The 13127-nt window shown below is 38.5% G+C and carries 10 protein-coding genes; 5 read left to right on the forward strand and 5 right to left on the reverse strand.

What is annotated here, in order from left to right; translation table 11 throughout:
- Positions 1–91 precede the first annotated feature (91 nt).
- The 4 genes from dnaA (at position 92) to gyrB (ending at position 6205) form a co-directional block, all read left to right on the forward strand.
- Positions 92–1465 (forward strand): chromosomal replication initiator protein DnaA, encoded by a 1374-nt coding sequence (dnaA, locus tag PCNPT3_RS00005; protein WP_015463825.1) that lies wholly within the window; start codon positions 92–94, stop codon positions 1463–1465.
- A 12-nt stretch (positions 1466–1477) separates the two neighbouring features.
- A complete protein-coding gene (gene dnaN / locus PCNPT3_RS00010) occupies positions 1478–2584 on the forward strand; it encodes a DNA polymerase III subunit beta (RefSeq protein WP_015463826.1) in 1107 nt (368 codons plus the stop codon).
- Positions 2585–2648: 64 nt separating this feature from the next.
- Positions 2649–3731: a DNA replication/repair protein RecF gene (recF, locus tag PCNPT3_RS00015; RefSeq protein ID WP_015463827.1), complete on the forward strand. Its 1083-nt coding sequence runs from the start codon at positions 2649–2651 to the stop codon at positions 3729–3731.
- Between the two features lie 44 nt (positions 3732–3775).
- Positions 3776–6205: a DNA topoisomerase (ATP-hydrolyzing) subunit B gene (gyrB, locus tag PCNPT3_RS00020; protein WP_015463828.1), complete on the forward strand. Its 2430-nt coding sequence runs from the start codon at positions 3776–3778 to the stop codon at positions 6203–6205.
- Positions 6206–6433: 228 nt separating this feature from the next.
- On the opposite strand, the gene PCNPT3_RS00025 is transcribed toward gyrB, so the two are convergent.
- From PCNPT3_RS00025 to glyQ, 4 genes are all read right to left on the reverse strand, one after another.
- Entirely contained in the window at positions 6434–6655 is a 222-nt protein-coding gene (locus PCNPT3_RS00025; RefSeq protein ID WP_015463829.1) for a DUF4342 domain-containing protein, read from the reverse strand.
- 180 nt (positions 6656–6835) lie between these two features.
- Positions 6836–8083: a valine--pyruvate transaminase gene (locus PCNPT3_RS00030; protein ID WP_015463830.1), complete on the reverse strand. Its 1248-nt coding sequence runs from the start codon at positions 8081–8083 to the stop codon at positions 6836–6838.
- Between the two features lie 426 nt (positions 8084–8509).
- On the reverse strand, positions 8510–10576 hold the full coding sequence (gene glyS, locus PCNPT3_RS00035; RefSeq protein ID WP_015463831.1) for a glycine--tRNA ligase subunit beta: 2067 nt from the start codon (positions 10574–10576) through the stop codon (positions 8510–8512).
- Between the two features lie 11 nt (positions 10577–10587).
- A complete protein-coding gene (glyQ, locus tag PCNPT3_RS00040; protein ID WP_015463832.1) occupies positions 10588–11496 on the reverse strand; it encodes a glycine--tRNA ligase subunit alpha in 909 nt (302 codons plus the stop codon).
- Between the two features lie 238 nt (positions 11497–11734).
- Between glyQ and PCNPT3_RS00045 the strand changes: the two genes are divergently transcribed.
- Positions 11735–12433: a DUF2161 domain-containing phosphodiesterase gene (locus tag PCNPT3_RS00045; RefSeq protein WP_015463833.1), complete on the forward strand. Its 699-nt coding sequence runs from the start codon at positions 11735–11737 to the stop codon at positions 12431–12433.
- On the opposite strand, the gene PCNPT3_RS00050 is transcribed toward PCNPT3_RS00045, so the two are convergent.
- Positions 12408–13106, reverse strand: coding sequence for an HAD family hydrolase (locus PCNPT3_RS00050; protein WP_015463834.1), 699 nt, complete (start codon positions 13104–13106; stop codon positions 12408–12410). The genes PCNPT3_RS00045 and PCNPT3_RS00050 overlap by 26 nt on opposite strands.
- Positions 13107–13127 lie beyond the last annotated feature (21 nt).

Below are 13127 nucleotides of genomic sequence, written 5' to 3' on the forward strand. Positions count from 1 at the left end.
ATCTTTTTATACATTTATTAAAAGATCTTGTGGATAAGATCTGCGCTTCTCGGTAAAATATCAGCCCTCATTTTTATTACTGGAGTTAGTCATGTCCCTCGCAATTTGGCAAGAGTGCTTAGCACAATTAAAAGATGAACTGTCAACGGGAGACTTCAGTACTTGGCTGCGTCCACTACAAGCCGAATACAATAACCTGATCTTATCTTTATATTCCCCAAACAAATTTACCAGTGATTGGGTGCGTAATAACTATATGGATATTATTGAGAGTAAAATTCAAGAAATTAGTAAATTACAAGATCCCAATCTACTCATTCAAATCCGTCTATTAGTAGGTAATGCCAGACCGATTGAAATGCAACAAAAAAAGCCGGTACATAAACCAGTGAGTTCTGCACAACCTTGGGATGGTGAAAATAAAGCCAACAAAGTGGCGCATAAAAGCAATTTAATCAAAAAATATACCTTTGATAACTTTGTCGAAGGCAAATCGAATAACTTCGCCATTGCAACCACACAGCAAATTGCAGAAAATCCAGGTGATGTTTATAACCCTTTATTTTTATATGCTCATCCAGGGCTTGGTAAAACACATCTATTACATGCGGTAGGCAATGCCATTGTGGCGGCTAATCCAGAAAGTAAAGTGGTCTATATTAGATCTGAACGTTTTGTACAAGATATGATCAATTCCATCCGTAATAATACGATTGAACAATTTAAAGAATATTACGCGTCTTTAGATGCACTATTAATAGATGACATCCATTTCTTTGCGGGTAAAGATCGCTCTCAAGAAGTTTTGTTTCAAACGTTTAACTCTATGTTAGATGCACATCAACAAGTCATTTTAACCAGTGATCGCTTTCCAAAAGAAATTGAAGGTATTGATGAACGTTTACGTACTCGTTTCGGTTGGGGATTATCTATTCCCATTGATCCACCAGAGCTCGAAACGCGTGTCGCTATTTTGATAACGAAAGCCGAAGAGCGAGGCTTAGTATTACCTGATGATGTCGCTTTCTTTATCGCGAAACGTTTAACCATCACGGATGTGCGAGTGCTCGAAGGAGCGATTGCCAATATTTCAGCTAAAGCGCAATTTACAGGACAAGATATCACCATATCTTTAGTACAAGATGCCTTACGTGATATGTTGGCGGTGCACACTAGGCAAACAACTATTGAAAATATTCAAAAAATAGTCGCAGAGCACTACCGAATTAAAACCTCGGATATGTCTTCAAAACGCAGAACGCGTACCGTTGCTCGCCCACGCCAAATTGCGATGGCACTCGCTAAAGAATTAACCCAACACAGCTTGCCTGAGATTGGTGAAGCTTTTGGTGGAAGAGATCATACAACGGTCTTACATGCCTGTAGAAAAGTGGCTGAGTTACGTCGTGAAAATAACGATATTCAAGAAGATTATAAAATATTGATCCGTACGCTTTCACTCTAAGGTTTAAAATATATGCAATTTTCAATTTCTCGAGAAGCATTTTTACGACCATTGCAATTGGTTGCAGGATCCGTAGCAGGTGGGCGTCCCGCTCTGCCTATTATGGCAAATATTTTGATCCAAATTAAAGATGGCATACTCAGCCTTACCGGCACCGATTTAGAAGTGGAGTTAATCACTCAAATTCACTTAGAAAGTCCATCGGAAGAAGGTGAGATCACGGTACCCGCACGTAAATTACTCAACATTTGCAGAGGTTTATCTGACCCTTGTGAAATAAAGTTTCAAGTTAAAGATGATAGAGTAACTGTGCGCTCAGGGCGAAGTCGTTACTTACTTTCATCTCTTCCTGCGAGTGATTTTCCCAACATAGAATCTTGGAAAAGTCTGGCTGAATTTAATGTTGCTCAAAAAGAATTTAAAAAATTAATTGAGTTTACGCAGTTTGCAATGGCAAGCCAAGACGTACGTTATTATCTAAACGGTATGTATTTTGAAGCCTCCGGTGACTCTTTACGTAGCGTTGCGACAGATGGTCACCGACTTGCATCTTGCGCTATTAAATTAAGCACACCAATAGAAGAGCAGTCTTTAATTGTTCCCCGAAAAGGCGTCGTTGAACTGGTTAAGCTTCTCGATAATGAACAAGAAAATGTCACTATCCAAATTGGTAAAAATAATTTACGCGCCATTATTGGCAACTTTATTTTCACCAGTAAGTTAGTTGATGGACGTTTCCCTGATTATCGACGCGTTATCCCTCGTAACGGCGATAAAGAGCTGATAGCGAGCCGTGAATCTCTAAAACAAGCATTTACTCGTGCGGCCATATTATCGAATGAGAAGTTCCGTGGTGTACGTTTAACCTTGTCTAAAAATTTATTGCAAATTACCGCAAATAATCCAGAAAGAGAAGAAGCGGAAGAATATATTGATATTGATTATCAGGCGAGCGATCTCGAAATTGGTTTCAATGTGAGTTATGTGCTTGACGTATTAAACACCCTTAAGAGTGAAAAAATAAAAATAACGTTTAGTAGCTCAGCGCACAGTGCCTTGATTGAATCCATTGATGCGGATGATGATGCTTTATATGTTTTAATGCCAATGCGTTTATAAGCGAATGCCTGAACAAGTATATTGAGGCAACATAGGTATATAATATTAGAATGAGATGCGATTAATGCCGATCACTAAACTTGTTATTCATCAATTTCGTAATATACACAGTGCGACTTTACATTTTAATAAACAAATAAATGTGATCACTGGTGATAATGGCAGTGGCAAAACAGCATTGCTTGAAGCGATTTATTTCCTCGGTTTAGGACGTTCTTTTCGTAGTCATCTCAGTAACCGTATTATTACACATGAGCACCCCGAATTTATTCTCTTCGCTGAAATTGATGAGCAAGGTGTACAAGTCCCTATTGGTCTTAAAAAGACCAGAAAAGGGGAGTCTATATTAAAAATAAATACGCGCATCGCCACAAAACTAGCAGATTTAACACAACATTTACCACTACAATTGATCACGCCAGATAGTATTAATTTACTCTCTGGTAGCCCTAAAAATCGCCGTGCTTTTTTAGATTGGGGGGTTTTCTATCATGATCCTCTATTCTATCAAACTTGGGCTCGTATAAAGCGCTTATTAAAACAGCGTAATGCGGCTTTAAAGCAATGTAAAACGTACAACGAGCTCCAATTGTGGGATAATGAATTATGCTTTTTAAGTACTGAAATAAGCGACCAACGCCAGCGTTACTTTCAACAACTCATTCCGTTGATAGAAAAAACCATCGCCGACTTTTTACCTGAATTTAGCATTAAAATGAGTTTTTTTTGTGGTTGGGATAATACTAACAAATCCTTGCAACAATATTTTATCGATAACTTTGAGCGAGATAAACAATTAGGTTATACCACTGCGGGCCCGCAAAAAGCAGATATCCGTTTTAAAATAGGTAGCTATCCGCTTGCTGATGTTTTATCCAGAGGCCAATTAAAACTCTTTGTTTATGCATTACGCTTAGCCCAAGGTTTATTTTTAAATAACGTTAACAATAAAAAGTGTGTTTTCTTAATAGATGATTTTAGCTCTGAACTAGATCAGAGTAAGCAACAAATATTAGCAAAACATATTATCCAATCCGATGCTCAACTATTTATTAGTGTGATTGACAAAAATCACATTGAAAATTTATTTGAGCAACAATGTAGTGTGTTTCACGTGAAACACGGCAAGATAACCAATATAGATTAGCATCTGATTAGTTATCTTTTAGTATATATATAGGTGGAAGCTTTATGGCTGAAAATAGTTATGATTCGTCAAGTATTAAAGTACTAAAGGGGTTAGACGCAGTACGTAAACGCCCAGGGATGTATATTGGCGACACAGATGATGGCACCGGACTGCATCACATGGTATTCGAGATCCTGGATAACTCCATTGATGAAGCATTAGCAGGTCATTGTAATGATATCGTCACTACAATCCACACTGATGGTAGTGTGTCTGTTCGTGATGATGGCCGTGGTATTCCCGTTGGCATACACAAAGAAGAAGGTGTTTCTGCTGCTGAAGTTATCATGACCATACTACATGCCGGTGGTAAATTTGATGATAACTCTTATAAAGTTTCAGGTGGCTTACACGGTGTAGGTATTTCGGTTGTTAATGCCTTATCTAAAAAATTATTATTAACCATTAAACGCGATGGCCACGTACATCAACAAACTTACATCCACGGTGATCCTGAAGCGCCTTTAAAAGTTATCGGTGATACAGACGAAACAGGTACAGAAATCCGTTTCTGGCCAAGTGAAGAAACCTTCGCGGATGTTCTTTTCTACTATAATATTTTAGCTAAACGCCTACGTGAACTTTCATTTCTAAATTCAGGTGTTTCTATAAAGCTAATTGATGAACGTGAAGAAGATAAGAGCGACCTTTTTTGTTACGAAGGTGGTATCGAAGCGTTTGTAAAATATCTAAATAAAAGCAAAACACCCATCCATCAAAAAATATTCCATTTTAATGTCGAGAATGCAGATGGCACCTGTGTAGAAGTCGCCATGCAATGGAATGATGGCTTCCAAGAAAATATTTATTGTTTCACTAATAATATCCCTCAACGTGATGGCGGATCTCACTTAACAGGTTTCCGTTCTGGATTAACAAGAACACTTAATAGCTACATGGAAAAAGAGATAGCTAAAGTTAAAAACTCAAAAAACAAAGCGTCTACAGAGGGTGGTGATTCTCGTGAAGGCTTAACGGCCGTTATTTCCGTTAAAGTACCTGATCCAAAATTCTCCTCACAAACAAAAGACCGTTTGGTTTCGTCTGAAGTACGTCCAGTCGTGGAAAGTGCGATGGGTGAGAAGCTACAAGAGTTCTTATTAGAAAACCCTTCTGAAGCACGCATTATTACGTCAAAAATTATTGATGCTGCGCGAGCACGAGAAGCTGCTCGTAAAGCACGTGATATGACGCGTCGTAAAGGCGCGCTAGATCTTGCTGGTTTACCGGGTAAGCTCGCCGATTGCCAAGAAAAAGATCCTGCACTCTCTGAACTTTATATTGTGGAAGGTGACTCTGCTGGCGGTAGTGCTAAGCAGGGACGTAATCGTAAAAACCAAGCAATTTTACCTCTTAAAGGGAAAATATTAAACGTTGAAAAAGCACGTTTTGATAAAATGCTTTCCTCACAAGAAGTTGCAACACTGATCACTGCATTAGGTTGTGGTATTGGTCGCGATGAATATAATCCTGACAAAACACGTTACCATCGTATTATCATCATGACCGATGCCGATGTGGATGGATCGCATATCCGAACACTATTACTGACTTTCTTCTACCGTCAAATGCCTGAATTAATTGAACGTGGTTTTATCTACATTGCACAACCACCTCTTTATAAAGTTAAAAAAGGTAAACAAGAAACTTACGTAAAAGACGAATCAGAGTTACAAGCATATTTAACAACGCTGGCGATGGAAGGTTCTTCATTGCATGTGAACCAAGAAGCGCCGGGAATTAATGGCGTGGCGTTAGAAGGTTTAATTGCACGTTATCGTAGTGTGCAAGATAATATTAAACGCTTAAAGCGTCGTTACCCTATGGCACTTTTAGATAAATTAATATATCAGAATGCTTTTAAAGTAGAAGATTTAGGTAATGAAGCTCTCGCACAAGAGTGGGCAACTAAAGTATCTACGAGCCTAAACAGTGAAGATTTAGAGGGCACAATATTCACCAATTCAGTGACGATTGCAGAAAACCCTGATGATCATAAAATAACCTTTACGATACGTAAACATGGTATCGATACTGACTTTATTTTCGATCATAGATACTTTGCCTCAGAGGGCTATAAAGCGATTGTAAACATCGGTAAAGAAATAACAGGCCTGATTGAAGAAGGTGCTTATATTCAACGTGGTGATCGTCGTAAAGACATTACGAGCTTTGTTGAAGCCGTACAATGGTTAATGCATGAATCTAAACGTGGTCTTTACATCCAACGCTATAAAGGTCTGGGTGAAATGAATCCAGATCAGCTTTGTGATACAACGATGGATCCAAATACTCGCCATATGTTACAAGTACGCATTGAAGATGCGGTCGCAGCAGACCAACTCTTTAGTACCTTAATGGGTGATCATGTTGAGCCTCGTAGAGCCTTTATTGAAGAAAATGCCTTACGTGTTGAAAATCTAGATATCTAATATTTAGTTTCATTTTACAACATAAAAAAAGCCAGCTTAATTGCTGGCTTTTTATTACTTACACTAATAGGGGATCAGATACTTAGTCGAGAACTCCTTGCGATAATCTGCAGGTATCCCCTCACAATGAAACCGATTTTATATTATTTATAAACTAAAGCAGACTCATCGGTATCCTAAAATACACGCCCAATATACTTTAAAACAGATCTTAGTGATGTCCTTTATTTACGGCAAAAGAAGACTACTCTGTATACTTATTTTGTAACCAAATAATAAACTAATAATAACTGCCAGCACAATAATGCCGGACAAAAAAAGTGTAAGTAGTACAAAGACGACTAAAGGCATCGACAATATCATTTGATCCTTTTTATTTTCTACAACAAACTTACGTATTTTAAAAAAATAAATAATCCCTTTTAAATCTAATTTGAAGTCGCTTTTCATTACAGTTCCTTATTGTTTCACATGAAACATATTAAAAATATTTTCATATGTTTGATATATTATATGCCCATGTTAGCTCAAGATGCTTTCTTCGGCACTCGCTTGAAGAGTAATGCTAGACGCATCATTAATTATGGTTACGTCCTCTTCATGGGTGTCTTTGGAAAATTATAAATACTTTTATGCGTATAAAGCATTAATTTCATCCGCCAAAACATCGATACCGCGTCGTACAATCTCTTTATCTTGTGCATAGTTCAAACGGATACACTGCTGAGTATGCTTCCAGTCCTGCGATAATCCAGGGAAAAAGTAATGCCCAGATACGATCAACAGACCTTTTTCTTTAAGACGCTTATATAATTCTTTAGAGTGAATAGGTAAATCATCAAACCATAACCATAAAAATAATGAGCCTTCAACCTGATGAATGCGCATTTTAGGTGTCTTAATCTTTTGTTGTAAAAAAATAATAGCTTGTTGTGATTTTTTATAATAATAAGGTTTTATTACGTCATCACTTAACCCTAAAATTTCTTTACTCTCAACTAAAGGGCGTACGATTTCAGGACCAATTCCACCGGGAGCCAAAGCCATTACGGCTGAAAAACTTGAAAGCGCTTTGATGGTTGATGGCTTTGCTATCACAATGCCACAACGAGCACCGGGCAAACCAAACTTTGATAAACTGAAACAAAGGATAGTATTTTCGTTCCAAAGGGGTAATACCGATTTGAATATAATATTAGGAAAAGGGCTCCCATATGCATTATCAATGATCAATGGAATATTATGTGCGCGCGCCAGTTTATCTAAACGCGAAACTTCGATATCCGTTAAGACATTTCCGGTCGGATTTGTTGGACGAGAGACACAAATAGCACCGATCTCATCAGTAATTTTTAGCTTATCAAAGTCAATATGATATTTAAAAAATCCATTATCTAATTTAGTTATCTTTGGCTTTAAGGCAACAAAAGCATCTTCTGTGATACAAGTATCCGTATAACCAATATATTCAGGCGCTAAAGGCAGAAGAATTTTCTTTTTTATTCCGTTACCAAAGTCGCCCGCTAATAAATTGAAAATATAAAAAAAGGCATTTTGGCTACCATTACTAAGCATGATATTGTCAGAAGTAAGCCCCCAGTCATACAAATCATTAAACAGTACAACCAGTGCATCTATAAAACTATTTTTCCCTTGTGGGCCATCGTAATTCGCCAATGTATTCATTAATTGACCATTACTTAATTGCGTCTGCATTATTTCTGTAAGGCGTTGCTGTATTTCAGGAATGCGAGCGGGGTTGCCACCTCCAAGCATGAGCACATCATCACCCGCAAGAACACCCGCATTTAAGTCTTCCATCAACTCAGTGATCCCTGAATGTTGAGTAAATTTATTTCCAAATGTTGAATAGGGCATCTTGTTTCCTCATTATATTTATAGTGTTTCACATGAAACATTGCTGATCCATGATTAAAATCTTGTTATCTTTTATCCCTGACGCACGGCTACAGGCTAATATTAGGTTGATTATATACATTGCTATAGTGATCAATTATTAACCCAATAGATCAGCGCTACCCATGTTACCTAAAGACGCTTTATCCGATAGCACTTCAAGGTGACACAATTATAAATGGCGATCCCTTTTTTATTGTCTACAACGCTGAAGAGTTATTCGAGCGAGGGATCCAAAAAGTAGCCAATATATCATGGGTATATAACCTCACTTTAATCGCCAGCATTATTTTTGTACATCTAAAAAATAAATTAACAGTCCAAATAATAGATAAAAAAAAGCCCAGAATGAACTGAGCTTGCATTTATCTTACCAATTTGTTTTTTCTATAGAACCGAAACATCTGCCACTTTTAAGAAAAGATCGCGTAAACGACTTAATATTGCTAATCGATTTTGTTTTATCGCGTCATTATCAGCCATTACCATTACATTCTCAAAGAATAAGTCCACAGGGGCTTGTAGAGAGGCTAATTCGAACAAGGCTGACTCATAGTCACCTTTTTCAAATAAAGGGCTTAGCTTCAATTCTAGAGTGCTTAATTTTTGAGCTAATGCTGTTTCTGCAGGCTCAACGAACAAGTCAGCATCTATTTCCGCATTAATCGGTGTTTTTACTTTCGCTAATATATTTGAAATACGCTTGTTAGCAGCAGCAATCGGCGCAGCTTCTGGTAACGCATGAAACTTAGCAACCGCTTGAATTCGTTTTTCAAAATCGACCGGTTTCGTCGGGCGACGCGCCAGTACAGATTGGATCAACTCGGCAGAAAAACCATTGGCTTGATAAGTTGCACGAAAACGTGCAAATAAGAAATCAACAACCTCAGTGACAACGTTTTTATTACTGAGTTTCTCACCATATTCAACATTAGCGAGTTCTGCAAGTGCAACAATATCCAGATCTAATTCTTTATCTTTGATTATACGCAATAAGCCAATTGCAGCGCGGCGTAGAGCAAAAGGATCGGCAGCGCCTTTAGGTGCTTGACCAATACCAAAGATGCCGACTAAAGTGTCTAGCTTATCCGCTAACGAAACCGCACAAGCGACTAAAGATGTCGGTAATTTATCACCTGAGAAACGCGGTAAATATTGCTCATTTAACGCAATTGCTACGGCTTCATCTTCGCCATCAAAACGCGCATAATACATGCCCATCACACCTTGAACGTCCGGAAACTCAAGTACCATTTCCGTCATAAGATCCGCTTTAGATAGCCAACCTGCACGCTGAGCATGTTTAGCATCTGCATTTATTAATAACGCAATTTTCTCAGCAATATTAGCAATACGTGCCGACTTTTCTTTTAATGTACCCAGTTGCTTTTGAAATAACACACTGCTTAGTAGCTCAACACGACTTGCGAGTGTTTTCTTTTTATCGGTCGCAAAGAAAAACTCAGCATCGGCCAAACGCGGGCGTACTACTTTTTCATTACCTTGCACAACCTGACTTGGATCCGTGCTTTCGATATTAGAAACAAAAATAAATCGAGGTAATAAATTACCTTTCTTATCAATGACTGGGAAGTATTTTTGATTGTCTTTCATGGTATAAATCAAAGCTTCTGAAGGTACTGCTAAATATTTTTCTTCAAATGATCCGATCAAAGTAACCGGCCATTCAACTAATGCAGTCACTTCTTCAAGCAAAGCTTCATCAATATCTGCAACGCCATTTTCAGCGCTGGCTAAGACTTCAACTTGCGTGCGAATAATCGCTTTACGACGTACATAATCAACAATTACTTTACCACGTGTTTCAAGCAACTCAGCGTAGTCATCTGCATGCTCAATATTAAACTCAGACTCACCCATGAAGCGGTGGCCACGAATAATACGAGTCGATTTGACCCCTAATAATTCAGCGGGGATCAATGTGTTACCAAATAAGATACAAAGCGTATGTACAGGGCGAATAAACTGAATGCTAGATGATCCCCAACGCATCGGCTTAGGGATAGGCAGTTTTGCTAACGCATCCGCTACGATCGAGGGTAATAATTGCGCAACTTCCTTACCTTTGACTTCTGACTTAAACAGTAACCACTCACCCTTATCTGTTACCAAGCGTTGTGCTTGCTCAACACTAATACCATTTGAGCGCGCCCAACCTTCAGCAGCCTTAGTCGCAGTGCCATCCTCTGCAAATGCCACACTGACAGCTGGTCCTCTTTTTTCAACCACTTTATCTGCTTGTGCATCTGTAAGTTGCGTTACCACAACAGCAAGACGGCGAGGAGATGCTAACCAATCTACTTTTTCAAAAGATAATTCTGCATCTATTAATCGAGCACGCACGTTATCTGCAAATGCTTCTGCTAATTTTCGTAATGATTTTGGAGGCAACTCTTCGGTGCCCAATTCAATCAATAAATTTTCTTGTGACATGAAATTTGCCTCTATTTTTCTAGATTCTTACAAAGTGGAAAACCAAGTGCTTCACGTTTTGCATAATAAGTAACTGCAACGGCTTTCGATAGTGTGCGAACACGTAGGATATAACGCTGACGCTCCGTAACAGAGATAGCATGACGCGCATCTAAAAGATTAAATACATGAGAGGCTTTCATCACTTGCTCATAAGCGGGAAGAGGTAGGTTCGCTTCAATCAGTTTTTGGCTCTCTTTTTCACATAAATCAAACTGTGCAAAAAGGGCTTCAACATTTGCATGTTCAAAGTTATAAGTTGATTGCTCTACTTCATTTTGATGAAAAATATCACCATAAGTGATGCGTCCCATTGGGCCATCAGCCCAAACTAGATCATAAATACTATCAACGCCTTGCACGTACATAGCTAAACGCTCTAAACCATAAGTGATTTCACCTGTTACGGGTGAACACTCTAAACCACCGACTTGTTGAAAATAGGTAAACTGGCTCACTTCCATACCATTTAGCCAAATTTCCCAACCCAGTCCCCAAGCCCCTAAAGTAGGAGATTCCCAATTGTCTTCAACAAAGCGAATATCATGCACAGAGGTATCAATGCCAATCTCTTTCAAAGACAGTAAATATAGCTCTTGAATGTTATCAGGAGATGGCTTTAGCACCACTTGAAATTGATAGTACTGCTGTAAACGGTTTGGGTTTTCACCATAACGACCATCGGTCGGGCGACGACAAGGCTGCACATAGGCGCTGCACATAGGCTCTGGACCGATTGAACGTAAGAATGTTTGTGGATGGAAAGTCCCTGCACCGACTTCCATATCAAGAGGTTGTACTATTGCGCAACCTTGACGAGCCCAAAAATCTTGCAGTGCAAGAATGAGCCCTTGAAATGTTTTTGTATCGAATTTTGGCATGATATTGGCTTCGAGTTGATTATAAAAATTAGCCCACATTATACCTTAGAAGTCGATTAAATACACATAATTACAATTTTTGCGCCCGCTCTAATGCAATCGAGGACGCTTACAGGTATTTTATAAATACCGAGGCCCGCGACAAGACTTTAAAAGATTAAAACGCGATCATGGGCAGTTGATAAGCATAAATAAAAACAACTATGCTTTTTTTAAATAAAAATATAAGACAAAAATAATGAGTTTAAAAACACAAGAAAGCGACCTATACGCCCCCATTAAGACGTTTTTAACTGCGTTAGGTTATCAGGTAAAAGGCGAAATAAATGACTGTGATATTGTTGCTAAACGCGGTGATGAAACGCTTATTGTCGAACTGAAATTGAGCTTAAATATTACCTTATTATTACAAGCGGTCAGTCGCTTTACGCTCACGGATAATGTGTATATTGCGGTGCCCAAGCAATGCACTTTATTAAAGAAAAAGAAAAAACAAATAAGCACCTTATTATCACGTTTGGGGATTGGATTGATCCTGGTAGATATACAAAAAACCATCAGTTATGTTGAAGTCGCCGTTGATCAAAAAGCCTATTTGCCACGTAAAAACAAAAACAAACAGAAATTATTAGAAAAAGAATTTAATACCCGAATTGGCGACACCCAGCAAGGAGGAAGCACAAGGAAAACAGCAGGGATAACCGCTTACCGACAACGTTGCACTCGTGTTGCTGAGTACTTACTTACCCAGCAACACTCGACAGGTGGCGCCATCAACAAAGCGATTGATGAACCACAAGCGACACAAATGTTAAGTAAAAATTATTATGCTTGGTTTGAAAAAGTAAGCCATGGTGTCTACCAACTATCGACGCAAGGCCGATCAATACACACTAATGCTAAGCCCTCTGTTACAACGACGCAAGTAACTGTTTAGGCGACAAAACAGGCGCTTTCCAATATAACTTAGGCCAATCATGCAAGCTCGCCAACGCGCTTAAACGGCTGTCTGGGTGTACAACGTTTACCTGTTGAACAAATTGACACATAAAAACATCATTAATCGAATCGGTATAAAAATGCAGGTTTACATACAGACAGTCTTGTCTACCAAGCCATCCTCGTAAGCGTATCACTTTACCTTCACGATAAGATGCCACTCCTTCTATAGCGCAGCTGTAGCAACCATCTTTTACTTCTAAATCGATCCCAAACGCATGTTCAACACCGAGTGCCCTTGCTATTTTAAGGACTAAAAAGCTCATGCTTGCTGAAATGATCATGGTTGTTTGCTTGGTTTTTTTTAACCTTTTTAAAAGCTCTCTTGCTTCTGGATATACCCTTGGTAAAATATATTCACCAATACATTGATCCGCTAAATTATCAATATACTGCGTTGTTAAATGAGCGAGTGGCGCCATGATAAACTGTAAGTAAACACTCATATCAAGCTCACCTTGCGCATATAAATCCATTAAACGCTGCTCTTCATCTAAAAAATTTGGATCTAGAACTAACCCTTTATGCACCAAAAACTGCGCCCATATTCGGGAACAATCGCCTTTGATCAACGTGTCATCTAAATCAAAAATAGTCAGTGTCTTTTGCATATTTTAACTCACCATTTTAAG

The sequence above is a fragment of the Psychromonas sp. CNPT3 genome, assembly GCF_000153405.2.
Lineage (GTDB): Bacteria > Pseudomonadota > Gammaproteobacteria > Enterobacterales > Psychromonadaceae > Psychromonas.

Bases quoted from the DNA above. Each gene is read 5' to 3' on its own strand.
- dnaA (WP_015463825.1), top strand. From the start codon at position 92: ATGTCCCTCGCAATTTGGCAAGAGTGCTTAGCACAATTAAAAGATGAA.
- dnaN (WP_015463826.1), top strand. From the start codon at position 1,478: ATGCAATTTTCAATTTCTCGAGAAGCATTTTTACGACCATTGCAATTG.
- recF (WP_015463827.1), top strand. From the start codon at position 2,649: ATGCCGATCACTAAACTTGTTATTCATCAATTTCGTAATATACACAGT.
- gyrB (WP_015463828.1), top strand. From the start codon at position 3,776: ATGGCTGAAAATAGTTATGATTCGTCAAGTATTAAAGTACTAAAGGGG.
- PCNPT3_RS00025 (WP_015463829.1), bottom strand. From the start codon at position 6,655: ATGAAAAGCGACTTCAAATTAGATTTAAAAGGGATTATTTATTTTTTT.
- PCNPT3_RS00030 (WP_015463830.1), bottom strand. From the start codon at position 8,083: ATGCCCTATTCAACATTTGGAAATAAATTTACTCAACATTCAGGGATC.
- glyS (WP_015463831.1), bottom strand. From the start codon at position 10,576: ATGTCACAAGAAAATTTATTGATTGAATTGGGCACCGAAGAGTTGCCT.
- glyQ (WP_015463832.1), bottom strand. From the start codon at position 11,496: ATGCCAAAATTCGATACAAAAACATTTCAAGGGCTCATTCTTGCACTG.
- PCNPT3_RS00045 (WP_015463833.1), top strand. From the start codon at position 11,735: ATGAGTTTAAAAACACAAGAAAGCGACCTATACGCCCCCATTAAGACG.
- PCNPT3_RS00050 (WP_015463834.1), bottom strand. From the start codon at position 13,106: ATGCAAAAGACACTGACTATTTTTGATTTAGATGACACGTTGATCAAA.